Origin of the sequence: uncultured Pluralibacter sp., assembly GCF_913775985.1 — a bacterium.
In the GTDB taxonomy this organism is placed as follows: domain Bacteria; phylum Pseudomonadota; class Gammaproteobacteria; order Enterobacterales; family Enterobacteriaceae; genus Pluralibacter.
The window spans coordinates 424,307-448,188 of the sequence record NZ_CAJYMB010000147.1 but is presented as its reverse complement, the minus strand read 5'-3'; the positions used below and the strand labels follow the sequence as shown (position 1 = coordinate 448,188).

The window sequence follows — 23,882 nt, the reverse complement described above, 5'->3', positions numbered from 1 at the left end:
TGTTTACTGCTTGAGTGGCGCGCGTGATCCAGCAACGAGAAGGCTTCTTACTGACCCGGCACTGGCGGGATACCCGACAAGGCACGGAGGTGACGTTCTGGCTGGCCACCGACGACGGCCCGCTGAAAGTTACCCTGCCGCCGCAGGAATCAGTGGCCTTTATCCCCGAAGCGCAGCGCGCACAGACTGAAGCGCTGCTAAGCGACGAGCGCGACGCCCGCCTGGCCCCGCTCGCCCTGCGGGACTTCCACCGCCGGCCGGTATTTGGCCTCTACTGCCGCTCGCACCGCCAGCTGATGCGCCTTGATAAACGCCTGCGCGAGGCGGGTATTACCGTCTACGAAGCCGACGTTCGCCCGCCCGAACGCTACCTGATGGAGCGCTTTATCACCGCCCCGGTGCGGGTAGAAGGTACGGTTCAGGGCGATACGCTGATTGATACGCGTATGAAGCCCAGCCCGCACTATCGCCCGCCCCTGAAGTGGGTTTCGCTGGATATTGAAACCACCCGCCACGGCGAGCTGTACTGCATCGGGCTGGAGGGTTGCGGACAGCGCGTTGTCTACATGCTGGGGCCGGAAAACGGCGCGGCGGGAAACCTCGACTTCCGGCTGGAGTACGTTCCCGGCCGCCCGCAGCTTCTCGAAAAACTCAACGCCTGGTTTGCCGAACACGATCCGGACATCATCATCGGCTGGAACGTGGTGCAGTTTGACCTGCGGGTACTGCAAAAGCACGCCGAGCGCTACCGCATTCCGCTGGCCCTCGGACGGCAGAGCGCGGCGCTGGAGTGGCGCGAGCACGGGTTTAAGAACGGCGTTTTCTTCGCCCAGGCCGAAGGCCGCCTGATTATTGACGGTATCGAAGCCCTGAAATCCGCCTTCTGGAACTTCAGCTCTTTTTCGCTGGAGTCGGTATCCCAGGCGCTGCTGGGCGAGGGCAAGTCCATCGATAATCCCTGGGATCGAATGGACGAAATCGACCGCCGCTTTGCCGAAGACAAGCTCGCCCTCGCCACCTATAACCTGAAAGACTGCGAGCTGGTGACCCGCATTTTCCACCACACCGACATCGTGCCGTTTCTGCTCGAGCGCGCCACGGTTAACGGCCTGCCCGCCGATCGCCACGGCGGATCGGTCGCGGCCTTCAGCCACCTCTATTTTCCGCGCATGCACCGGCTGGGCTACGTCGCCCCCAACCTCGGCGACGTGCCGCCGCAGGCCAGCCCCGGCGGCTACGTGATGGACTCGCGCCCGGGGCTGTATGATTCGGTGCTGGTGCTGGATTACAAAAGCCTCTATCCGTCGATTATTCGCACCTTTCTGATCGATCCGATCGGGCTGGTGGAGGGCATGGCGCAGCCGGATTCGGCCCACAGCACCGAAGGCTTTCTCGGGGCCTGGTTCTCGCGAGAAAAACACTGCCTGCCGGGGATCGTGGATCACATCTGGCACGGCCGCGACGAGGCCAAGGCCCACAGCAATAAGCCGCTGTCCCAGGCGCTGAAGATCATCATGAATGCCTTTTACGGCGTGCTCGGCACCAGCGCCTGCCGCTTTTTCGATCCCCGGCTGGCATCGTCGATCACCATGCGCGGCCACGCGATCATGCGCCAGACCCAGGCGCTGATTGAATCCCGGGGCTACGACGTCATTTATGGCGACACAGACTCCACTTTCGTATGGCTGAAAAAGGCCCACGGCGAGGAAGACGCGGCGCGCATCGGCCGCGAGCTGGTGAGCTTTGTGAATAGCTGGTGGGCGGCGGAGCTGGCAAAAGAGGGCTTAACCAGCGCAATGGAGCTGGAGTTTGAAACCCACTTCTGCCGGTTTTTAATGCCCACTATTCGCGGCACCGACACCGGCAGCAAAAAACGCTACGCTGGTATGATCCAGCGCGGCGACGAGCAGCAGATGGTGTTTAAAGGCCTGGAAACGGTGCGCACCGACTGGACGCCGCTGGCCCAGCAGTTCCAGCAGGAGCTGTACCGGCGGATTTTTCGCAACGAGCCCTACAAGGCTTTCATCCGCGAAACTATCGACAAGCTGATGGCCGGCGAGCTGGACGATCGGCTGGTGTACCGCAAGCAGCTGCGGCGCCCGCTGGCGGAATATCAGCGCAACGTGCCGCCCCACGTGCGCGCGGCACGGCTGGCCGATGAGCATAACGCCCGGCTGGGTCGCCCCTTGCAATATCAGTCCCGGGGCAGCATTAAATATGTGTGGACCACCGGCGGCCCGGAGCCGGTCAGCTATCAGCAGTCGCCGCTGGACTATGAACACTATCTCAGTAAACAGCTTGAGCCTGTTGCTGAAGGAATACTGCCTTTTGTTAACGATGATTTTGCTACAATACTCACGGGGCAACTGGGGCTGTTTTGAGACGTGACGAATCCGACAGCATCCAGTACCATAGCGCCCTTCCAAACTCCTGGACCCAATTTTTGCTTACCGTAACTCAGACTGCGGTGCGCGATCTTTGCCTGTTATTTCAAGATATAGAGCCCAAAATCATATGCCTTTTACACTTGGTCAACGCTGGATCAGCGATACAGAAAGCGAACTGGGATTAGGGACCGTGGTAGCGCTGGACGCGCGGATGGTTACCCTCCTCTTCCCGGCTACCGGAGAAAACCGTCTGTACGCGCGCAATGACTCCCCGATCACCCGCGTGATGTTCAACCCGGGCGATACCATTACCAGTCACGAAGGCTGGCAGCTGCGCATTGATGACGTAAAAGAAGAGAATGGCTTACTGGCCTATACTGGCACGCGCCTCGACACCGAAGAAGAGGGCGTTGAACTGCGCGAAGTGCTGCTCGACAGCAAGCTGGTGTTCAGTAAACCGCAGGACCGGCTGTTCGCCGGGCAGATCGACCGCATGGACCGCTTCGCCCTGCGCTATCGCGCGCGCAAATACCAGAGCGAAGAGTACCGGATGCCCTGGAGCGGCCTGCGCGGCCAGCGCACCAGCCTTATCCCACATCAGCTGCATATCGCCCACGACGTGGGCCGCCGCCACGCGCCGCGCGTGCTGCTGGCTGACGAAGTCGGCCTGGGTAAAACCATTGAAGCCGGGATGATCCTGCACCAGCAGCTGCTGTCCGGCGCTGCCGAGCGGGTGCTGATTGTCGTCCCGGAAACCCTCCAGCACCAGTGGCTGGTGGAGATGCTGCGCCGCTTCAACCTGCGCTTTGCGCTGTTTGACGACGAGCGCTACGCCGAAGCGCAGCACGATGCGGAAAACCCGTTCGAAACTGAGCAGCTGGTGATCTGCTCGCTGGACTTCGTGCGCCGCAGCAAGCAGCGCCTGGAGCACCTGTGTGACGCGGACTGGGACATCATGGTCGTCGACGAAGCGCACCATCTGGTATGGAGCGAAGAAGCGCCGAGCCGCGAGTATCAGGCCATCGAGCAGCTTGCCGAGCGCGTGCCCGGGGTGCTGCTGCTGACCGCTACCCCAGAACAGCTGGGAATGGAGAGCCACTTCGCCCGCCTGCGCCTGCTGGATCCGAGCCGCTTCCACGACTTCGGCCAGTTCGTTGAAGAACAGCAGAACTACCGTCCGGTAGCCGACGCCGTGGCGCTGCTGCTGGGCGGCGAAAAGCTCAGCGATGCGCAGATGAACACCCTCGGCGAGCTTATCGGCGAGCAGGATATTGAAGCCCTGCTGCAGACCGCCAACAGCGATCGCGACGGCGCCCAGAGCGCTCGCCAGACGCTGATCGCCATGCTGATGGACCGCCACGGCACCAGCCGCGTGCTGTTCCGCAACACCCGCAACGGCGTGAAAGGCTTTCCACAGCGTGAGCTGCACACCATCAAGCTGCCGCTGCCGACCCAATACCAGACCGCCATTAAAGTCTCCGGCATCATGGGCGCGCGCAAAACTGCTGAAGAGCGCGCCCGGGACATGCTCTACCCGGAACAAATTTATCAGGAGTTTGAAGGCGATTCCGGCACCTGGTGGAACTTCGACCCGCGCGTCGAGTGGCTGATGGGCTACCTGACCAGCCACCGCTCGCAGAAAGTGCTGGTGATCTGCGCTAAGGCAGCCACCGCGCTGCAGCTGGAGCAGGTACTGCGCGAGCGCGAAGGCATCCGCGCGGCAGTGTTCCACGAAGGTATGTCGATTATCGAGCGCGACCGCGCCGCCGCCTGGTTTGCCGAAGAGGACACCGGCGCGCAGGTGCTGCTGTGCTCTGAAATCGGCTCCGAAGGCCGCAACTTCCAGTTCGCCAGCCAGCTGGTGATGTTCGATCTGCCGTTTAACCCGGATCTGCTGGAGCAGCGCATCGGCCGTCTGGACCGCATCGGCCAGGCCCACGACATCCAGATTCACGTTCCTTACCTAGAAAAAACCGCCCAGTCGGTGCTGGTGCGCTGGTTCCACGAAGGGCTGGACGCTTTCGAGCACACCTGCCCCACTGGCCGCGCCATCTACGACAGCGTACACGGCGAGCTGATCAACTACCTGGCCGCGCCGGAAGAGACCGCCGGTTTTGACGATCTGATCGCCCGCTGCCGCGCCCAGCATGACGCGCTTAAGGCACAGCTGGAGCAGGGCCGCGATCGGCTGCTGGAGATTCACTCCGGCGGCGGAGCCGGCGCGCTGGCGCTGGCGGAAAGTATTGAAGAGCAGGATGACGACACCGGGCTCATCAGCTTCTCCATGAACCTGTTCGATATTATCGGCATTAACCAGGACGACCGCGGCGACAACCTGATCGTGCTGACGCCGTCTGACCACATGCTGGTGCCGGATTTCCCGGGCCTGCCGGAAGACGGCTGCACGGTGACCTTCGAGCGCGATATCGCCCTCTCACGCGAGGACGCGCAGTTCCTGACCTGGGAACATCCGCTGATCCGCAACGGTCTGGATTTGATCCTCTCCGGCGATACCGGTAGCAGCACCATTTCGCTGCTGAAGAACAAAGCGCTGCCGGTAGGCACTCTGCTGCTGGAGCTGATTTACGTGGTTGAAGCCCAGGCGCCGAAACAGCTGCAGCTGCACCGCTTCCTGCCACCGACGCCGGTGCGGATGCTGGTAGATAAGAACGGCAACAACCTCGCCGGACAGGTAGAATTTGAGAGCTTCAACCGCCAGCTCAGCGCCGTCAACCGCCATACCGGCAGCAAGCTGGTGAATGCCGTTCAGCAGGACGTGCACGCCATTCTGCAACAGGGCGAGGCGCAGGTGGAGAAAGCGGCTAAAGCGCTGATTGACGCCGCCCGTCAGGAAGCCGATGAGAAGCTGAGTGCCGAGCTGGCGCGTCTGGAAGCGCTGAAAGCCGTCAACCCGAACATTCGCGATGACGAGCTTGAGGCTATCGAGAGCAACCGCCAGCTGGTGATGGAAAGCCTCGCTCAGGCCGGCTGGCGGCTGGACGCGCTGCGCCTGATCGTCGTGACGCACCAGTAAGGGATCGCCGATGATAATGCCGCCCTACCACCCGCCGCAGGATCCCTGGCTGGTTATTCTCTACCAGGATGCGCACATCATGGTGGTCAACAAGCCGAGCGGCCTGCTGTCGGTGCCGGGGCGTCTGGAGGAGCACCGGGACAGCATCATGACCCGCATCCAGCGCGACTATCCCCTGGCGGAGTCGGTACATCGCCTGGATATGGCCACCAGCGGCGTGATTGTCGTGGCGCTAACCAAAGCGGCAGAGCGCGAGCTGAAGCGCCAGTTTCGCGAACGCGAGCCGAAGAAGCAGTATCTGGCACGGGTGTGGGGCCATCCGCAAAAAGCGCAGGGGCTGATTGACCTGCCGCTGATTTGCGACTGGCCGAATCGCCCGAAGCAGAAAGTGTGCTTTGAAACTGGCAAGGCGGCGCAAACGGAGTATGAGGTGGTGGAGTACGCGGCGGACAACAGCGCCCGCGTGGTGCTAAAACCCGTTACCGGGCGCTCGCACCAGCTGCGCGTGCACATGCAGGCGCTGGGACACCCGATTCTCGGGGATCGCTTCTATGCCGATCCGCAAGCGCTGGCGATGGCGCCGCGCCTGCTGCTGCATGCCGAAACGCTAACTATCACCCATCCGGCGTTTGGCAACAGTATGACGTTTAAGGCGCCGGTGGACTTCTGACGTCACAATTCGGCGGACAGGTAACTGCGGCCTCATCAGTACGTTGATGAGGCCTTTTTATATTTCCGGCCCGGTCTGGCATCCCCAATAAAAACAGAATCTCACTTACCTTGTGTAAATGTGTCTCGCCCCGGGATAGCCTTATAACCATTCATAATTAAAGAATTATTTCTGGCATTAATTATGGAGATAATTTTGTAACTATAAAAAATTCAATCAATTAACAATAGCGCCAGTAAAAAAACAACATCTAGTATTAACAGGCAGGAATATCCGCAGTAGTGCAAGGGTGTTTAAAATTAAAAACGGTGCTAATGTCATTTTATCCGCTGGGCTTATATCACTTTGATTAAAGTTAGTTCAAAAAAAGATGAATCCTTTTATAAACCTGTGGTTATTTAATTTAACATCGACATTATGCGTTAATGATATCAAGGGGGGAAGTAACGCTGGAGGCGAACGCCGCTCAGGGACGCAGGAAGCCGTAATCTTTCAGAATATAACCACTGTACCTCTCTTATTACATCCATGTTTTTAACATAATTAGCATAATCACATACTCATGTTTTTGGCCAGGAAAACGTCTTTTAAGGGGAGATGATGAAAAAGATCCAACAGTTATTGCTTTTGGCTTCAGTGGTAACATCAACAGCGGTGCTCGCTGCCGATTATGGTCAAACACCGGGGAGCTACACTAACTACATTTTTGACCAGAGCGTAAGCGGGTTTGATTCCGTGGATTTTGCGATTACGCCGGATGCCGATCCCGGGCACGCCGCCAACGTATACTGGTCTTCACAGTTTGGCTTTGTTGGCTCATCAGCAGCTGCTTATACAGGAATGCAGAGCAATGGCGGCCCTAAGCGCACATTTTTATTCTCAGCCTGGGGAGCAACCGAGTCCAGAGTGGGCAGTGAGGGGAGCTACTGTCAGAGCTTTGAAGAGTCGGGAAGCGGCCGGACCTGCCGCATCACGCTCGACTGGAAGCAGGGGCATACGTATCAGTTCCATGTGGGATATGACCAGCACGATAACTGGTTAACCGTTAAAGTTAACGATCTCACTGATAATACCTCCTTCACGCTGGGAAGTATCAAAACGGAGGCGTCCCAAATTTCGCCGCAAAATATGGTCAACTGGACAGAGTATTTCGAGTGGAGCGATAAACGTACCGTTTGTTCAGGTCAGCCCTACAGCAAAGCAACCTTCACTCTCCCTGTCGGATATTCAAACGGCACCGGCTATACAGCGTTCACAAACTCCCACAGTTCGAATACTTGCCAGGCGTACACGAAAATTACCAGTACAGATACGGGCACTGTTCATGAAAATGGGGTAGGTAACTCTTTACGGGGAGCGATAAAAAACAGCTACCTCTGCGTTGGTGCCTGGGGGGAATTAAAAGATGGTATCGATGCAGAAACGGATCTCTGTAATTCATCAGAAAAGCAGGGCTGGGTTCGCCCCAAAAATGATTTGTCGCTCGAGGCCGCCTATAACCAATGTCTGGCAGCCGACAGCAGCAGTAATAAGGTAAAAATCAGATCGTGTGAGCATACTAATCCCAATTTCCAGTGGGATATTAAAGGGACTGAAATACGTAAGGCGCAAACCTCGCTGTGCCTGACCAGTAATGGTACAGGGCAGACGCTGACGTTAACATCCTGCGACGGTAGCCTGGCGCAGGAGTGGGATACTTCAGAACTCGGCCTGGCTGATAAAAAAGCGTAATTTTTATTTAGCGGAAGAGTACTGCTGTTGCGGACTCTTATTACTGTGCGGCGCCCGGCGTAGATTGCCGGGTGTTTTATTATTTAGCAGGTTCTAAAGAGGCCGGGCATCGCCAGGGCACTAAACAGGCACGGCAATATTCTTATCTGTTTATTAAACCGTTAACGCATTCCCGAACAGGTCTTATCAATAAAACCGGGCCCTATTCACTTCACACATGGTGAGTGAACAAGGGCCCGGCCTTGAAGCTAATTTCTACTTAAAACCTTTCTGCTCTTTGATCAGCTCGTAGGCGCTCTGGATCTCCTGCGCCTTCTGCTTGGCCATCTCCATCATCTCCGGCGGCAGCCCCTTGGCGACCAGTTTATCGGGATGGTGTTCACCCATCAGCTTGCGGTAGGCGCGCTTGATGGTGGTGGCATCATCAGAAGGCTTCACCCCGAGAACGTTGCAGGCGTCTTCCAGCGTCGGTCCGCGTTGCGCCTGCTGCCAGCTGCCGCCGCCCTGGGACTGCTGCTGGTAGCTGCCGCCAAACTGCGCTCCGCCCTGAATCATGCGCAGGAACTGCTCAAACTGGGCGCGGGAGATACCGAGCTCCTCGGCGATCACAAACAGCACGTCTCTCTCATTAGGATGTAATTCGCCATCGGCAAAAGCGGCCTGAATCTGAATTTCCAGAAACATCCTAATTAAATCAGCGCGGCCAAAACAGACGCTGCGCAGCTGACGCATTTTTTCACGCAGCGGATAATTATCCGCTTTGCCGATACGAAATGCCTGCTGCGCTGCGGTGCGGGAGTTACCGTGCAGGTTCATGCGGTCCATCAATACCGATGCGACCTGGATATCGGCTTCCGTCACGCGCCCTTTCGATTTGGTGAGGTGCCCCATCACTTCGAAGGTGGTGGCAAAAAAGAGCGACTGGCGCTCCTGCTGCCCCGCGGAAAAGCTGAGCCGGCGCGTCCGTGCTGTGTCGAACATATGGCCTACGATAAGCCCAAGCAGTACGCCCCAGAAGCCGCCGCCCATCATAAACGCCACGGCGACACCAATTACTTTACCCCAATACTGCATAGACTCCCCAATCGCTCAAATGTCATGCCGCTGGCATCATATTGCGCCTTGAAAAAAGGCGAGTTTTTAAACTACGACCTGTCGGTCATAGCAGGACATAAACTATAATTTGCTTTATCATACTCGCCATTCGACGCAGTACCTAACGTCACGAATTTGAAACGACCTTATTAACACTGGCGCGTTAACGACGAGTGCGTTAGTCTCTGACCGTTTGCATGCCGCGAAGCCACAGATGACGGAACAATAAATACAACGTATGAAAAAACGTATTCCCACCCTTCTGGCCACAATGATCGCCAGTGCCCTTTACAGCCAGGCAGGCGTTGCGGCTGACCTTGCCTCACAGTGTATGCTGGGGGTACCAAGTTACAACCGTCCGCAGGTTGATGGCGATACCAACAGCCTGCCGGTAACCATTAATGCCGATCACGCCAACGGCAATTACCCTGATAACGCCGTCTTTAGCGGCAATGTAGATGTTCAGCAGGGTAACAGCCGCCTGACCGCTGATGAAGTCCAGCTGCACCAGAAACAGCCTCAGGGCCAGACCGACCCGGTGCGCACCGTCGATGCGCTCGGCAACGTGCGCTACGATGACGATCAGGTGATCCTCAAAGGGCCAAAAGCCTGGTCGAATCTTAACACCAAAGATACGAACGTCTGGAAGGGCGATTATCAGATGGTGGACCGCCAGGGCCGCGGTAAAGCAGACGTCATGAAGCAGCGCGGCGACAACCGCTACACCATTCTTGATAACGGCACATTTACCTCCTGCCTGCCCGGCTCCAATACCTGGAGCGTAGTAGGTAGCGAAGTGATTCAGGACCGGCAGGAAGAGGTTGCAGAAATCTGGAACGCGCGCTTTAAGCTCGGTTCGGTCCCTATTTTCTACAGCCCGTATTTGCAGCTGCCTATCGGCAACAAGCGCCGCTCCGGTTTCCTGATCCCCAACGCGGGCTACGGCTCTGACGATGGTTTCGAGTTTAGCCTTCCTTATTACTGGAACATCGCGCCGAACTTCGATGCCACTATTACGCCGCACTACATGTCTAAGCGCGGCAACGTCAATTGGGAAAACGAATTCCGCTACCTGACGCACGCGGGTTCCGGCGTTGTCGAATTCGACTACATGCCGTCCGACAGCCAGCACGGCGACGACAGCGGCCACCGCTGGATGACCTACTGGAACCACTCCGGGGTTGTTGACCAGGTGTGGCGCCTGAACGCCGACTACACCAAAGTCAGCGATAAAGATTACTTCGACGACTTTAGCTCGAAATACGGTAACAGTACCGACGGCTACGCCACGCAAAAATTCAGCGCCGGCTATTTTGTCGATAATTTCGATGCCAACCTGTCGGCCAGAAAGTTCCAGGTTCTTGATGACGGCAGAAACAGCTCATACTACTCGCTGCCGCAGCTGGACGTTAACTTCTATCAAAATGACGTAGGGCCTTTCGACACCCGGCTGTACGCGCAGGCGGTCAAGTTCGAGAACACCAGCTCCGATATGCCAGAAGCCACTCGTCTTCACCTTGAGCCGAGCATCAATCTGCCGCTGTCAAACCGCTGGGGCAGTATTGATACCGAAGCCAAGCTGATGTCGACCCACTACGAGCAGAAGCGGATAAACGGCTATAACGACACTTACGGTACACACCTTAAGGGGTCCGTAAACCGCACCCTGCCGCAGTTTAAAATTGACGGCAAAATGGTTTTCGAACGCGACATGGACTGGTCAGAAGGCTATACCCAGACGATGGAGCCGCGCGTGCAGTACCTGTACGTGCCTTATAAAGACCAGGGCAACATCATGGAGTACGACTCCTCGCTGCTGCAGTCTGACTTCACCGGCCTGTTCCGCGACCGCTCCTACAGCGGCCTCGATCGCATCGCGTCGGCAAACCAGGTGACTACCGGCTTAACCACCCGCGTTTACGATCAAAATGCGGTTGAACGTTTTAACGCATCCATTGGTCAAATCTACTTATTCAAAAAAGCGCGTACCGGCGACGATAATTTCCACTGGGAAAACGAAGACGATACCGGCTCGGTAGTTTGGGCAGGCGACACATACTGGCGCATGACAGACCGCTGGGGCCTGCGCGGCGGCGTGCAGTACGACACCCGTCTCGACGACTTCACCACCGGCAACGGCGCGATCGAGTATCGCCGCGATGAAGACCGCATGGTGCAGCTGAAATATCGCTACGCCAGCCCGGAATACATCAAAACGACGCTGACGTCGTATTCAACTGCGCAGCAGTATAAAGATGGCATCTCGCAGGTGGGCATGACCGCCAGCTGGCCAATTGCCGATCGCTGGTCGGTGGTAGGCGCTTATTATTACGACACGAAGATGAGCAAAACCGCGAACCAGATGCTGGGCGTGCAGTACAGCTCCTGCTGCTTCGCGATTGGTATTGGCTACGAACGTAAAATTAACGACTGGGACAACAACAAACTCGAGTCGAAGTATGACAACAAAATTGGCTTCAACATCGAGCTTCGCGGCCTGAGCTCTAACTACGGCCTTGGCACCCAGAAAATGCTGCGCTCGAACATTCTGCCTTACCAAAGCGCGCTGTAAGGTCCGGGGTACAACGAAATCCGCATTGCGGTTAGTTAATTGAAATGGAAAGAGTATGAAGAACTGGAAAACGCTGCTTCTCGGTATCGCTATGGCTGCGAACGTCAGCTACGCTGCACCGCAGGTTGTCGATAAAGTCGCCGCCGTGGTCAACAACGGTGTCGTACTGGAAAGCGACGTCGATGGGATGATGCAATCCGTTAAGAGCAGCGCGGGCCAGTCCGGCCAGCAGCTGCCCGACGACGCGACTCTGCGCCATCAGATTCTGGATAAGCTGATCATGGATCAGATTATTCTGCAGATGGGGCAGAAAATGGGCGTCACGGTCTCCGATGATCAGCTCGACGATGCCATTGCCAACATCGCCAAGCAGAACAACATGACCCTCGATCAGATGCGCAGCCGCATCGCTTACGACGGCATGAACTACAACAGCTACCGCAAGCAGATCCGCCAGGAGATGCTTATCTCCGAAGTGCGCAACAACGAAGTGCGCCGCCGCATCAGCGTGCTGCCGCAGGAAGTTGATGCCCTGGCGAAGCAGATTGGCAATCAGAACGATGCCAGCACCGAGCTGAACCTGAGCCACATCCTGATCCCGCTGCCGGAAAACCCGACCGCAGATCAGGTTAGCGAAGCCGAAAGCACCGCCCGCTCGATTATCGATCAGGCCCGCAACGGCACCGACTTTGGCAAGCTGGCAATTACCTACTCCGCAGACCAGCAGGCGCTGAAAGGCGGCCAGATGGGCTGGGGCCGCATTCAGGAACTGCCATCAATCTTTGCGCAGGCGCTGACTACGGCGAAAAAAGGTGACGTGATTGGCCCAATCCGCTCCGGCGTTGGTTTCCACATTATTAAGGTAAACGACCTGCGCGGTCAGTCGCAGAGTATCGCGGTTACCGAAGTTCACGCTCGCCACATTCTGCTGAAGCCGTCGCCGATCATGACCGATGACCAGGCGCGCGCCAAGCTGGAGCAGGTTGCAGCCGATATTAAGAGCGGCAAAACCACCTTTGATAAAGCGGCGAAAGAACTGTCTCAGGATCCGGGCTCTGCAAACCAGGGCGGCGATCTGGGCTGGGGAACCCCGGATATGTACGATCCGGCTTTCCGCGACGCGCTGCTGAAGCTGAGCAAAGGCCAGATGAGCGGCCCGGTTCACTCTTCTTTCGGCTGGCACCTGATTCAGCTGATGGACACGCGTAAAGTTGACCGCACCGACGCCGCGCAGAAAGATCGCGCCTACCGCATGCTGATGAACCGCAAATTTGCGGAAGAAGCGGCGACCTGGATGCAGGAACAGCGCGCCAGCGCTTACGTAAAAATCCTGAGTAACTAATGATCAAACCGTTTCGTGTAGTCATCACTCCCGGCGAACCCGCCGGGATTGGTCCCGACCTGGTGGTCCAGCTGGCACAGCAGGACTGGCCCGCCGAACTGGTCGTCTGCGCAGACGGCACGCTTCTAAAAAACCGGGCAGCAATGCTCGGTTTGCCGTTAACCCTCCTGAACTACGATCCCGATGAACCGCCCCTGCCACAGCGCGCGGGCACGCTGACCCTGCTGCCGGTGGCGCTGAATACGCCCGAGGAGCCCGGCAGGCTCAACGTACTGAATGCCCCTTACGTCGTTGAAACCCTGGCCCGCGCCTGCGACGGTGCAGCCGGCGGCGAGTTTGCCGCCCTGATAACCGGCCCGGTGCAGAAAAGCATTATCAACGATGCCGGCATCCCCTTCACCGGACACACCGAGTTCTTCGAGGAGCGCACCGGCTCCGCAAAAGTGGTCATGATGCTGGCAACCGAGGAGCTGCGGGTCGCGCTGGCAACCACCCACCTTCCCCTGAAGGCCGTGAGCGAGGCGATTACCCCTGCCCTGCTGCACGAGGTAATCGGCATCCTGCATCACGACCTGCAAACTAAATTCGGCATTGCGCAGCCCCGCGTGCTGGTGTGTGGCCTCAATCCGCATGCCGGTGAAGGCGGCCACATGGGCATGGAAGAGATAGAGACGATTATTCCGGTGCTGGACGCCTTACGCGCGCAGGGGATGAATCTCACCGGCCCGCTGCCTGCAGACACGCTGTTTCAGCCTAAATACCTCAAGGATGCCGACGCAGTGCTCGCGATGTACCACGATCAGGGCCTGCCCGTGCTAAAATACCAGGGCTTTGGTCGCGCGGTAAATATCACCCTCGGCTTGCCCTTTATCCGCACGTCCGTTGACCACGGCACCGCTCTCGAACTGGCGGGCCGCGGCGAAGCGAACGTCGGCAGTTTTATTACGGCGCTTAATCTCGCCATCAAAATGATCGCTAACTCTCAATGAATAATCGAGTCCATCAGGGCCACCTCGCCCGTAAACGCTTCGGGCAAAACTTTCTCAACGATCAATTTGTGATCGACAGCATCGTTTCTGCAATTAACCCACAGAAAGGCCAGGCGATGGTCGAAATCGGTCCGGGCCTTGCCGCCCTCACCGAGCCAGTCGGCGAACGCCTTGACGAAATGACCGTCATTGAGCTGGACCGCGATCTGGCCGCCCGCCTGAAAACCCATCCGTTTCTCGGGCCGAAGCTGACTATTTATCAGCAAGATGCGATGACCATGGATTTTGGCGCGCTCTCCAGAGAAATTGGCCAGCCGCTGCGCGTGTTCGGCAACCTGCCCTACAACATCTCTACCCCGCTGATGTTTCATCTGTTTAGCTATACTGATGCCATTGCCGACATGCACTTTATGCTGCAAAAAGAGGTGGTCAATCGCCTGGTTGCAGGGCCGAACAGTAAGGCGTATGGTCGATTAAGCGTCATGGCGCAGTATTACTGCCAGGTTATCCCGGTGCTCGAAGTGCCGCCGACGGCATTTACGCCGCCGCCCAAAGTTGACTCTGCCGTGGTTCGCCTGGTGCCCCACGCGGTAATGCCGCATGAGGTGAAAGATCTTCGGGTGCTGAGCCGTATCACCACCGAAGCCTTTAACCAGCGCCGCAAGACTATCCGCAACAGCCTCGGTAACGTGTTTACCGTTGACGTGCTGACGGAGCTGGGCATCGACCCGGGCCTGCGGGCAGAAAACATCTCCGTGGCGCAATACTGCCAGCTGGCAAACTGGATTTCTGAGCATGCTTCCCCGAAGGAGAGCTAAATCATGATTAATGCGCCCCGCGTGTGTGTTCAGGTGCAGAGCGTCTATATTGAGGCGCAGTCCGCACCGGATGAAGAGCGTTACGTTTTTTCGTATACCGTAACCATCCGCAATCTTGGACGACATCCTGTTCAGCTGCTGGGACGCTACTGGCTTATCACTAACGGCAACGGCCGCGAAACGGAAGTTCAGGGTGAAGGCGTAGTCGGCGTTCAGCCGCACATTGAGCCCGGCAACGAATATCAGTACACCAGCGGCGCAGTGCTGGAAACGCCGCTGGGCACCATGCAGGGCCATTACGACATGATTGATGCTGACGGCAACCCGTTCAGCATTGATATCCCCGTTTTCCGTCTGGCTGTGCCAGCACTAATTCACTGATCTCATGGCTACTTACCTTATTGGCGATATCCACGGCTGCTACGACGAGCTGATCGCGCTGCTCGAACAGGTGCATTTCACCCCCGGCGAGGACTGCCTGTGGCTGACCGGCGATCTGGTCGCCCGGGGCCCGGCCTCTCTTGAAGTTTTGCGCTACGTAAAATCGCTGGGCGACAGCGCGCGCATCGTGCTGGGAAATCACGATCTTCACCTGCTGGCCGTATTTGCCGGCATCAGCCGTAATAAGCCCAAAGACCGGCTTACGCCGCTGCTTGAGGCTCCTGACGCGGACGAGCTGCTCAACTGGCTGCGCCGCCAGCCGCTGCTGCAGGTAGATGAAGAGAAAAAGCTGGTGATGGCCCACGCCGGCATTACGCCACAGTGGGATTTGCCTACCGCCGAGCGCTGCGCCCGCGACGTGGAAGCCGTGCTGCGCAGCGACTCCTATCCATTCTTCCTCGACGCCATGTACGGCGATCTGCCCAACCACTGGTCAGAAGAGCTCTCCGGCCTCGCCCGCCTGCGCTTTATCTCTAACGCCTTTACCCGCATGCGCTACTGCTTCCCTAACGGACAGCTGGATATGTACAGCAAAGAGCCGCCGGAAGACGCGCCTGCGCCGCTGAAGCCGTGGTTTTTAATTCCCGGCCCGGTATCGAAAGCATACAGCATTGCGTTTGGCCACTGGGCATCGCTGGAAGGTAAAGGCGCGCCGGAAGGCATCTACGCGCTGGATACCGGCTGCTGCTGGGGCGGCAATCTTACCTGCCTGCGCTGGGAAGACAAAGCCTACTTCGTGCAGCCCTCGAACCGTCAGCTGGATTTAGGGGAAGAAGAGGAAGCCGCGGCGTCCTGACCGCGGTTTTCCCGGCAGCGCGCCGCGCGGCCGGGATAGTACTAGCGCCGTTCCAGAATTTCGAAGCAGTAGCTGTGCGAGTTGGACTCGTCGGCGTCGTGAAACTCGCTGAAAGTAGATTCCCACTGATCGGGATCGTAATCCGGAAAATGGGTATCGCCCTCCACTTCCGCATCAATGTGCGTCAGATACAGGCGCTGAGCCTTCGGCAGAAACTGCTCGTAGACGCGCCCCCCGCCAATCACCATCACCTCTTCCGCATCGCCGCAGGCGGCAATCGCTTCGTCAACGGAGCTGACCCACTGCACGCGATCGTCGCTGCCCGGCTGGCGGCTAATCACGATATTTTTACGTCCCGGCAGCGGACGCCCGATGGATTCCCAGGTCAGGCGCCCCATAATTACCGGCTTGTTTAGGGTGTTGCGTTTAAACCAGGCGAGGTCGGCAGGCAGATCCCAGGGCATGGCATTCTCCATACCAATTACGCGATCGACCGCGAGTGCCGCAATCAAACTGATCATTGAAAGTATCCCGGATAACAATTGGCCGCCGCAGCACATCAACTCATTCGGGTTGGACTGACGCAGCGGCAGAAACAGGCCTGCGGCGCACGCGGCGCCCAGGATTACGAAGGCCGCCATAAAGGCGGCCTGAATGATGACGTGTATATACGGAAAGGATAATCTCTCGTCAACTCCCGGATGCGTAAAGAAAACGAAAAAATATTACCCCGCCGCTAAGTTCCGGTTATGCAGACGGTTTTGTTTCCGGCTCGTCAGCAAGATTTCCGCTGTGCACGCCCTCTTCCGTACCCTGCCAGCCGTGCTCGCGAACCACCGAAAGCTTGCTGCGGTCTTCGTTAATGATGCCGGTCAGCATGGCGCTGGTGCGTTTGATCGCCGCAGCAAACGAAGCTTCATCGTTTTCGGACGCATCTACCATGTCCTCCACCATCCTGACGTTGAAGTGGCGGAACATATCGGCCCGCTCGCGCGCCTCGTAGGCGCCCAGCCCCAGCGTCTCCAGCGCCATGCGGCCCGACTTGAGCGCGCCCTCGAAGGTTTCACGTTCAGCCGCTTTCACCCCGGCGTGCCGCAGCTGAATGTAGTGCTCGACATCGCGGGCGCGGGCGATAATCTCGAGGTTCGGGAAGTGTTCTTTAGCCGCCTCGGTCAGCTCAAGGCTGACTTTCGGATCGTCAATGGCGTTGATCAGCACTTCGGCTTTCGCCGCACCGGCGGACTCCAGCAGATCCGCGCGGGTTGCATCGCCGTAAAAGACCTTCATCTCAAATTTGCGCAGGGTATCCACGTGATCCGGATCGTGGTCGAGGATGACCATCTTGACGCCGTTGGCCAGCAGCAGGCGGCCAACAATCTGGCCGTAGCGGCCAAAACCGGCCACGATCACCCGCGGCTGCTCTTCGTCTATTTCATCGGCTTCGCGGGCCTGGCCGCTGGAGGCTTTTTCCATCCGCGACAGCAGCACCAGCAGCAGCGGCGTGGCCGCCATTGACAGCGCCACGGCCAGCGTCAGGGCTTTCGCCCAGTCGCTGTCGATGACCTTCGCCATCTGCGCCGCGCCGAACACGACAAAAGCAAACTCGCTGCCCTGACCGAGCAGGGCGGCAAACAGGCGGCGCTGCGCTTTCGGCACGCCCAGCGGGCGCGCAATCAGCCACAGCATGATGAATTTAATCACCAGGAAACCGGCCAGCAGAATCAGGATCCGCAGCGGGTGATTCACCAGCGTGCCGAAGTCCACAGACATTCCCACGCCGATAAAGAACAGTCCCAGCAGCAGCCCTTTGAAAGGCTCAATATCGCTTTCCAGCGCATGGCGGTATTCGGAGCTTGCCAGCAGCACGCCGGCCAGGAAGGCGCCCATCGCCATCGACAGTCCAACCTCTTCAAGCAGCAGGCCAAAACCGAACACCAGGAACAGCGCTACGGCGCTGAACACTTCCCGCAGCCCGGAGCGGGCCACAAAGCGCAGCACCGGACGCGTGACGTAGCGGCCCAGCAGGACAACCAGCACCAGCGCGCCCGCCACTTTCGCCGCGGAGAGCGCAAATACGGTCAGCGAGGTTGACGCGCCGCTGGCGGCCAGCAGCGGGATCATCGCCACCAGCGGAATGGCGGCGATATCCTGAAACAGCAGCACCGCGAAGGTGCTGCGCCCGATTTGGGAGGTGGTCAGGTTGCGCTCGTTCATCGCCTGCATCGCAATCGCCGTGGAGGAGAGCGCCAGCGTCATGCCGATAAGCTCGGCAATCTTCCAGTCGAGCCCCAGCAGAATGCAGAACCCGCCGATGGCCGCGCCGCAGAGCACCATCTGCAGCAGCCCACCGCCGAATACCGACACCCGCAGCTTCCACAGCCGCTTGGGATCGAGCTCCAGCCCAATAACAAAGAGCATCAGCACCACGCCGATTTCGGCAAAGTGCAAAATAGCTTCCGCATCGGTTACCAGACGCAGCCCCCAGGGCCCGATAATGCAGCCGGCAATAAGGTAGCCGAGCACGGAACCCAGCCCAAGCCGCATAGCGATTGGCACGATCAGGGCGGCGGAACCGAGATAAATTAGCGCCTGTATCAGCGTATGGCTATCCATGATGCGTCTCCTGCCATTCAATCAGTGTTTGCCGGTAGCGGCGCGCTTTTGCCATCAAAGTTTCATCGTCGCACACAAAAGTATCGTGCATCACGAAAGGCGGGAGCCACGTCATGCCGCAGTAAATTGCCGTGGACTGCAGCGGCTGAGCCAGCACGTCAAATCCGGGAAACTGCCCGATCTCGAAATGATGTTCGCTGCCGCCGGTGGTTACCGCCCAAAGCAGACTTTTGCCATGCAGCGCAGTGCCGCCGTGGCCGTAGGCCCAGCCGTGAGAGAGCACTTTGTCGATCCACAGCTTCAGCAGCGGAGGCACGCTGTACCACTGCATTGGATGCTGCCAGACGATCAGATCGGCGCGGGAAAGTGCCTCCTGCTCGGCGGCAACGTCGATATTAAAATCCGGATAGCGCTGATAAAGGGAACGCACTTCAACGCCGTCAATTTCCTTTGCCTGTTCAATCATGCGCTTGTTCGCGTGCGAGTGCTGCGAATAAGGATGAGCATAAATAATTAAAATCATAAAGGACTCTTAATGAGAGTTATTTCACATTAAGAGTATCTGATTGTAGAAAAAAACGAAAAGGAAGTCTGACCCGTGAGGGAAAGAGCCGCGGTTAACCGCGCATGCCGTAGGGATGCTTTTCACACAGCGGGCAGCGGGAGCCCTGAGCCGGCCAGCGGGAAAAAGACCGGCTGCAGTCTGTGCAGCGCGCCGGCTCAGTGGCGTGTTGCACGACTTCGGCAGGCCTTATACCAGCAGTTACCTCAATCGCCTCTGCGGGACATACTGCGGCGCAAATACCGCATCCGCTGCAGCGCGCGGGCTCAAGGCTGAACTGCTGAGGCAACTGCACCAGCGCCTGCTGTGGACAGGCCCGGGCACAGGCGCCGCACAGCAGGCAGCGCTCCGTATCGAGCTGAGGTGTAAACCGGCTAAAGGCCGGGAACGCCTGCCGCGCTTCGCCGCTGCTGCCCGCAACAGCCGCAGAGCGGCTTGCCGCCTGTCCGGCGGAAAGCAGGTGCCGCAGACCGATGTTAACCTGCGCCTCCGGCGGCGGCACTATCCGCCAGCCCGGTTCTTCGAGCGCGGCCAGTTCAATATTCAGGGTAGCCACTGCCAGCATCCACAGCGGATGCTCATCGGACAGCATTTCAACCCCGCGAATGTGATACTGCGCGTGCCAGATCAGCAGCTCGCTAACCTCGGGCGGCAGTGGAGAAAAAGGGGCCACCAGCAGGCCGGAACGATAGTGGCGCAGCGGCGGCGGGATATTCACCAGCGCCTGGGTGGGGCAGACATACAGGCAGCGCCCGCAGCGCAGGCAGCGCTCGTCGTCAATATCAGCGCCGGACGCGCTCTCAGTTATCGCGTCGCAGGGACAGGCATCCATGCAGGCCCGGCAGTCCGCACGCGGGTATAGCCGATGGACGCAGGCCTCGCCCACCGCCGGCGGCGGTGGGGAGTCTGACAGAGAAAAACGCCGCATTAACGGATGCTGAAGAAGGTAAAGCGCAGCAGCACTTCCGCCAGCAGTAGCAGCGCGCCGCCTGCTATCAGCCAGCCGCGCCGGGCTTTAAAGCCGCCGCAGGCAAACAGCAGCGCGCCCGCAACCGACAGGCACCAGCCGGTCAGGCGCAACGAGGCGCTGGCGCTGAAAGCCGCCAGCGGCTGGTGCGGGAACGTCAGCGCATCGCTCATAGCGGCCTCGTTCAGCCACGCCATCAGGGAAGGCTGCGCCAGCAGGCGCACCGCAACTGCGGTGATGGCGATAACCGGCCCCCACGTCAACAAAGAGGCCTTTTTAATCGCCTCCGCAGGCAGCAGCGCAACGCCCAGCACCGGCCCCACAATGGCCACCGATCCAAAGAACATAATGGCGGTGTTCACATGCATCCACGTCACCACGGACGTGTGCATGTAAATAGCCCCCATGCAGTAGACATCGATAAGCCCGGCCAGCAGCGCCAGCGGAACCAGCCCGCGCCACAGCCCGGCCTTGAACAGCCCCAGCAGCAGGCCAAATCCCGCACAGCCGAGAAACAGGCTGGCAAAAACGATCTCCCGGCTGAGCCAGGAGCTGCTGACGTGGCGCAGCGCGTTAAAAGCGTTGAGCGGATAGCCCAGGTGGAATACCGACGCCAGAAGTCCCAGCCCTCCCATGATGCAAATTACCCACAGCGTCTGCATCACGTTTTGCGTCGTCAGCACCCGGCGGTTAAAACGCCGCCTGTCGGCGCACAGCGCAAATGTCAGCATCAGCGTTAGCCCGACGCTGCCCTGAAGCAGCAGGGTAAATATAAGCAGCGGCCACTCATGCATGATGCTTCTCCTCTTTTTCGGCGCCCTGATGCGGGGTTATCACCAGGCTAGGATGGGTAATCGCCGAATCGGGTAATCCCTTGACGTCACACAGCGTTCCATACTTCGCGCGCAGCTCGTCCACCGGACCAAACTTAATTGCGCCCAGCGGGCAGGTTGCGACACAGATGGGCTGTTCACCCCGAGCCTGTAAATCCACGCAGAAATCGCACTTCGACATCTGCCCGGTGCGCTCGTCGAGCTGGGGCGCACCGTAGGGGCACGACCACGCGCAGTAGCCGCAGCCCACGCATTTGTCGGTGTTGACCCTGACAATGCCGTCGCCGGGGCGCTTGTGCATCGCGGTGGTCGGGCAATTTTTAGTACAAATCGGATCCGCACAGTGGTTACAGGAGATAGAGAGCGTGTAGGCAAACACGTTGTTCTTCACGCCGCCCTGCCCGGTGGCGACAAACCCGCCGCCGGTCACTTCGTACACCCGGCGAAAGCGCTGGCCGACCTCAAGGTTATTTTTATCCTTACAGGCCACCTGGCAGGCTTTGCACCCGGAACAGCGGGAGGAGTCGATATAAAAACCGAGCTGCTTATCGCTGACCGGCGCATATTCTTTAAACTGACTCATGCTTCACTACCTCCACCAGCATGGTTTGATGAGAATTCCCTTTCGCCAGCGCCGTAATTCTTGCAGAACTGAGCACGTTGGCGCAGCCGCCGCGATCGATACCCTGCTCGTCCGGCTGCCACCAGGCCCCCGCCTGCATGGCGACGACGCCCGGCATAATGCGCGGCGTCACCTCCGCCGGGATAACGCTGATGCCGCGATCGTTATGGATGCGCACGCTGTCGCCCTGGCGAATGCCGCGCTTTTGCGCGTCGTCAGGATTAATCCACAGCTTCTGAGTCTGCACTTCCTGCAGCCACGGGTTGGCGTACTGGGTGGAGTTGGCGCGATTTTTTCCTTTCCAGGTGATCAGCTGCAGCGGATATTTCTGCACCAGCGGATCTTCCGGGCCTTCGTGGGCCGGCACGTAGTGCGACAGCGCCGGGATCTCCGGGTGCTGCATGTCGTAAAGCCGCTTTGAGAAAATTTCGATTTTTCCGGATGGCGTGGGGAAAGGATGATTATCGGGATCGCGAATGTTGTCCTCAAAAGCCACCAGCGGAGCGCTTTTGAACAGATGACGGCGCGTAACCTGCAGTTCGGCAAAGGTCGGCAGATTCTCGCCCGGCATGGCTTTGCGGCTGTTTTCCCAGATATGCTCAACCCACTGCTTTTCATCACGGCCTTCGCTGAACGCCGCCTCAACGCCGAGCTTGGCGGCCACCTCGCGCTGCCACTCATAATCGCTGCGCCGCTCAAATTCCGGCTCGATCAGCTTCTCAGAAAGGATCAGGTAGCTTCCGGTACCCCAGCTCTCGCCAATATTCCAGCGCTCCATAAAGCTGGTTTCAGGCAGCAGCACATCGGCGTACTTCGCGCTGGGACTCATGTACAGATCGCTGACCACGATAAATTCAATTTTGCTCTCGTCTTCCAGCACCTTCACGGCCTGGTGAACGTCCGGGTTCTGGTTTGCCAGGTAGTTTCCCGCCAGTGAAAACAAAATGCGGATATTGCTTTTGAGCTTATCGGCACCGACCAGGCCATCTTCCGGGGTAACTTTGCTGGCGTCGTCCGCCGCCTGCACCCAGTTCATGATTGAGATCTTCTCTTTCACCGGGTTCTCCAGCGTCTCAACGCCGGTGGTGAACTTGCGGTTGCCGCATCCGCCGTAGCCGGCGGCCCAGCCGCCCTTCACGCCGACGTTGCCGGTGATGGTCGCCAGCAGCGTCGATCCGCGGGCGGTGCGCTCGCCGCAGTTGTGGCGCTGCGGCCCCCAGCCCTGGATCAGCGCTGCCGGTTTGGTGGTGGCGTAATCCCGCGCCAGCTGGCGGATCGTCTGGGCCGGAACGTGGGTGATTTTTTCCGCCCACTCCGGCGTTTTAACGATGCCGTCTTTTTTGCCCATCAGCCAGGCGACCAGCGACTCATTCTCCGCCACGCCCGCGGGCATGCTGCTTTCGTCAAAGCCCAGCGTGTAGCGATCGATAAACGCTTTATCGTGCAGATTTTCGCTGATGATCACATACATCATCGCATCCATCAGCGCGTTATCGGTGGTGGGCAGCAGTGGGATCCACTCATCGGCCAGCGAGGAGACGGTATCGGAGTAGCGCGGATCCACCACGATAAAGCGCGTGCCGTTCTGCTTCATCTGCTGAAAATAGTGGTTAGTGTGGCCAAAAATGGTTTCGGTTGGGTTGTGTCCCCAGAGGATCACCAGCGGCGTGTCTTTCAGGGTATCCAGCGAACTGCCGCTGGCGGCAACGCCGTAGGTGTAGGGTGTGGCGGCAGCGGTATTGCCGAGGCTGACGGAGTGGTAATAGGGCAGATAGCCGCCGGTCAGGTTCAGCAGCCGCTTCATCATGCCGTCGCCGGAGAACGCGCCGCCGCTGGTGGCGGTATTGTTATGCATGAAGCGGGATTCAGGGCCGTATTTCGCCGTGATGCGCTTGAGGTTGTCGGCAATCAACGTCGTGGCTTCGTCCCAGCTGATGCGCTCGAACTTGCCTTCCCCGCGCTTGCCCACGCGCTTCATTGGGTATTTCAGGCGATCGGGATGATAGACGAACTTGCGGTAGCCTCGCCCGCGCACGCAGGCGCGCATGATAGGCATATCGGGATCCAGCGCATCATCAGGACGGGTGGTGATACGTGTCACTACGCCCCCGGCGACGTGGGCCCGGATATCGCATTTACCGCCGCAGTCAAAGGTGCTGCAGGTCGCCACGACGCGTTCCGCCGGCAGCGGCTGCACCGCAGGGGCAGACTGCGCACTATCGGCAGCGCGGCTGGCTTTTATTGATGAAAAAGGCAGGGTTAGCAGTAAAGATCCTGCTTTTAAGGCATTACGCCTTGAAAGGGGAAACGCAGTTCCGTTTTTCTCTTTTTTGGGGTCTTCCATAATTGCTCTCCAGTAAGAAGAGCGCGATTGTTACCTACCCCTAAATAATTACATTTGATATGCGTC

The 23,882-nt window shown here is 58.4% G+C and carries 18 protein-coding genes; 10 read left to right on the top strand and 8 right to left on the bottom strand.

Annotated elements, in window-relative coordinates; genetic code table 11:
- Positions 1-23: 23 nt before the first annotated feature.
- The 4 genes from polB (at position 24) to QZ766_RS19505 (ending at position 7,822) form a co-directional block, all read left to right on the top strand.
- Positions 24-2,381 carry a DNA polymerase II gene (polB, locus tag QZ766_RS19520; protein ID WP_297206163.1) on the top strand — a complete coding sequence of 786 codons (2,358 nt, stop codon included), beginning with the start codon at positions 24-26 and terminating at the stop codon, positions 2,379-2,381.
- Positions 2,382-2,514: 133 nt separating this feature from the next.
- Complete coding sequence (gene rapA / locus QZ766_RS19515; RefSeq protein ID WP_297206161.1) at positions 2,515-5,421, top strand: RNA polymerase-associated protein RapA; 2,907 nt, start codon at positions 2,515-2,517, stop codon at positions 5,419-5,421.
- A 10-nt stretch (positions 5,422-5,431) separates the two neighbouring features.
- A complete protein-coding gene (rluA, locus tag QZ766_RS19510; protein WP_297206159.1) occupies positions 5,432-6,091 on the top strand; it encodes a bifunctional tRNA pseudouridine(32) synthase/23S rRNA pseudouridine(746) synthase RluA in 660 nt (219 codons plus the stop codon).
- 600 nt (positions 6,092-6,691) lie between these two features.
- Positions 6,692-7,822 carry a ricin-type beta-trefoil lectin domain protein gene (locus tag QZ766_RS19505; protein WP_297206156.1) on the top strand — a complete coding sequence of 377 codons (1,131 nt, stop codon included), beginning with the start codon at positions 6,692-6,694 and terminating at the stop codon, positions 7,820-7,822.
- Between the two features lie 255 nt (positions 7,823-8,077).
- Here the strand turns inward: QZ766_RS19505 and djlA are convergent, their stop codons facing one another.
- Positions 8,078-8,896 carry a co-chaperone DjlA gene (gene djlA / locus QZ766_RS19500; RefSeq protein ID WP_297206154.1) on the bottom strand — a complete coding sequence of 273 codons (819 nt, stop codon included), beginning with the start codon at positions 8,894-8,896 and terminating at the stop codon, positions 8,078-8,080.
- 259 nt (positions 8,897-9,155) lie between these two features.
- Between djlA and lptD the strand changes: the two genes are divergently transcribed.
- Genes lptD through apaH form a run of 6 tightly spaced genes read left to right on the top strand, consistent with a single transcriptional unit; the run spans position 9,156 to position 15,875 of the window.
- On the top strand, positions 9,156-11,489 hold the full coding sequence (lptD, locus tag QZ766_RS19495; RefSeq protein WP_297206152.1) for an LPS assembly protein LptD: 2,334 nt from the start codon (positions 9,156-9,158) through the stop codon (positions 11,487-11,489).
- A gap of 55 nt (positions 11,490-11,544) precedes the next feature.
- Entirely contained in the window at positions 11,545-12,831 is a 1,287-nt protein-coding gene (surA, locus tag QZ766_RS19490) for a peptidylprolyl isomerase SurA (RefSeq protein ID WP_297206150.1), read from the top strand.
- On the top strand, positions 12,831-13,820 hold the full coding sequence (pdxA, locus tag QZ766_RS19485) for a 4-hydroxythreonine-4-phosphate dehydrogenase PdxA (protein ID WP_297206149.1): 990 nt from the start codon (positions 12,831-12,833) through the stop codon (positions 13,818-13,820). The genes surA and pdxA overlap by 1 nt, the downstream gene beginning before the upstream one ends.
- Positions 13,817-14,638, top strand: coding sequence for a 16S rRNA (adenine(1518)-N(6)/adenine(1519)-N(6))-dimethyltransferase RsmA (gene rsmA / locus QZ766_RS19480; RefSeq protein ID WP_297206147.1), 822 nt, complete (start codon positions 13,817-13,819; stop codon positions 14,636-14,638). Before pdxA ends, rsmA begins: the two co-directional genes overlap by 4 nt.
- Before the next feature lie 3 nt (positions 14,639-14,641).
- Positions 14,642-15,019: a Co2+/Mg2+ efflux protein ApaG gene (gene apaG / locus QZ766_RS19475; protein ID WP_297206145.1), complete on the top strand. Its 378-nt coding sequence runs from the start codon at positions 14,642-14,644 to the stop codon at positions 15,017-15,019.
- Positions 15,020-15,023: 4 nt separating this feature from the next.
- Positions 15,024-15,875: a bis(5'-nucleosyl)-tetraphosphatase (symmetrical) ApaH gene (apaH, locus tag QZ766_RS19470; RefSeq protein ID WP_297206143.1), complete on the top strand. Its 852-nt coding sequence runs from the start codon at positions 15,024-15,026 to the stop codon at positions 15,873-15,875.
- Positions 15,876-15,916: 41 nt separating this feature from the next.
- On the opposite strand, the gene folA is transcribed toward apaH, so the two are convergent.
- The 7 genes from folA to QZ766_RS19435 form a co-directional block, all read right to left on the bottom strand.
- On the bottom strand, positions 15,917-16,396 hold the full coding sequence (gene folA / locus QZ766_RS19465; RefSeq protein WP_297206141.1) for a type 3 dihydrofolate reductase: 480 nt from the start codon (positions 16,394-16,396) through the stop codon (positions 15,917-15,919).
- 226 nt (positions 16,397-16,622) lie between these two features.
- Positions 16,623-18,488, bottom strand: coding sequence for a glutathione-regulated potassium-efflux system protein KefC (gene kefC / locus QZ766_RS19460; protein WP_297206140.1), 1,866 nt, complete (start codon positions 18,486-18,488; stop codon positions 16,623-16,625).
- Positions 18,481-19,011, bottom strand: coding sequence for a glutathione-regulated potassium-efflux system oxidoreductase KefF (gene kefF, locus QZ766_RS19455; protein WP_297206138.1), 531 nt, complete (start codon positions 19,009-19,011; stop codon positions 18,481-18,483). Before kefF ends, kefC begins: the two co-directional genes overlap by 8 nt.
- Before the next feature lie 94 nt (positions 19,012-19,105).
- Positions 19,106-19,978, bottom strand: coding sequence for a 4Fe-4S binding protein (locus QZ766_RS19450; protein WP_297206136.1), 873 nt, complete (start codon positions 19,976-19,978; stop codon positions 19,106-19,108).
- Positions 19,978-20,811 (bottom strand): DmsC/YnfH family molybdoenzyme membrane anchor subunit, encoded by an 834-nt coding sequence (locus QZ766_RS19445; protein WP_297206134.1) that lies wholly within the window; start codon positions 20,809-20,811, stop codon positions 19,978-19,980. The genes QZ766_RS19450 and QZ766_RS19445 overlap by 1 nt, the downstream gene beginning before the upstream one ends.
- Entirely contained in the window at positions 20,804-21,433 is a 630-nt protein-coding gene (locus tag QZ766_RS19440; protein WP_297206132.1) for a DMSO/selenate family reductase complex B subunit, read from the bottom strand. Before QZ766_RS19440 ends, QZ766_RS19445 begins: the two co-directional genes overlap by 8 nt.
- Positions 21,420-23,816: a DMSO/selenate family reductase complex A subunit gene (locus QZ766_RS19435; protein WP_297206130.1), complete on the bottom strand. Its 2,397-nt coding sequence runs from the start codon at positions 23,814-23,816 to the stop codon at positions 21,420-21,422. The genes QZ766_RS19440 and QZ766_RS19435 overlap by 14 nt, the downstream gene beginning before the upstream one ends.
- Between the last annotated feature and the right edge of the window lie 66 nt (positions 23,817-23,882).

Bases quoted from the DNA above. Each gene is read 5' to 3' on its own strand.
- rluA (WP_297206159.1), top strand. From the start codon at position 5,432: ATGATAATGCCGCCCTACCACCCGCCGCAGGATCCCTGGCTGGTTATT.
- pdxA (WP_297206149.1), top strand. From the start codon at position 12,831: ATGATCAAACCGTTTCGTGTAGTCATCACTCCCGGCGAACCCGCCGGG.
- rapA (WP_297206161.1), top strand. From the start codon at position 2,515: ATGCCTTTTACACTTGGTCAACGCTGGATCAGCGATACAGAAAGCGAA.
- surA (WP_297206150.1), top strand. From the start codon at position 11,545: ATGAAGAACTGGAAAACGCTGCTTCTCGGTATCGCTATGGCTGCGAAC.
- apaG (WP_297206145.1), top strand. From the start codon at position 14,642: ATGATTAATGCGCCCCGCGTGTGTGTTCAGGTGCAGAGCGTCTATATT.
- QZ766_RS19505 (WP_297206156.1), top strand. From the start codon at position 6,692: ATGAAAAAGATCCAACAGTTATTGCTTTTGGCTTCAGTGGTAACATCA.
- QZ766_RS19440 (WP_297206132.1), bottom strand. From the start codon at position 21,433: ATGAGTCAGTTTAAAGAATATGCGCCGGTCAGCGATAAGCAGCTCGGT.
- apaH (WP_297206143.1), top strand. From the start codon at position 15,024: ATGGCTACTTACCTTATTGGCGATATCCACGGCTGCTACGACGAGCTG.
- QZ766_RS19450 (WP_297206136.1), bottom strand. From the start codon at position 19,978: ATGCGGCGTTTTTCTCTGTCAGACTCCCCACCGCCGCCGGCGGTGGGC.
- QZ766_RS19435 (WP_297206130.1), bottom strand. From the start codon at position 23,816: ATGGAAGACCCCAAAAAAGAGAAAAACGGAACTGCGTTTCCCCTTTCA.
- rsmA (WP_297206147.1), top strand. From the start codon at position 13,817: ATGAATAATCGAGTCCATCAGGGCCACCTCGCCCGTAAACGCTTCGGG.
- lptD (WP_297206152.1), top strand. From the start codon at position 9,156: ATGAAAAAACGTATTCCCACCCTTCTGGCCACAATGATCGCCAGTGCC.
- folA (WP_297206141.1), bottom strand. From the start codon at position 16,396: ATGATCAGTTTGATTGCGGCACTCGCGGTCGATCGCGTAATTGGTATG.
- QZ766_RS19445 (WP_297206134.1), bottom strand. From the start codon at position 20,811: ATGCATGAGTGGCCGCTGCTTATATTTACCCTGCTGCTTCAGGGCAGC.
- kefC (WP_297206140.1), bottom strand. From the start codon at position 18,488: ATGGATAGCCATACGCTGATACAGGCGCTAATTTATCTCGGTTCCGCC.
- kefF (WP_297206138.1), bottom strand. From the start codon at position 19,011: ATGATTTTAATTATTTATGCTCATCCTTATTCGCAGCACTCGCACGCG.
- djlA (WP_297206154.1), bottom strand. From the start codon at position 8,896: ATGCAGTATTGGGGTAAAGTAATTGGTGTCGCCGTGGCGTTTATGATG.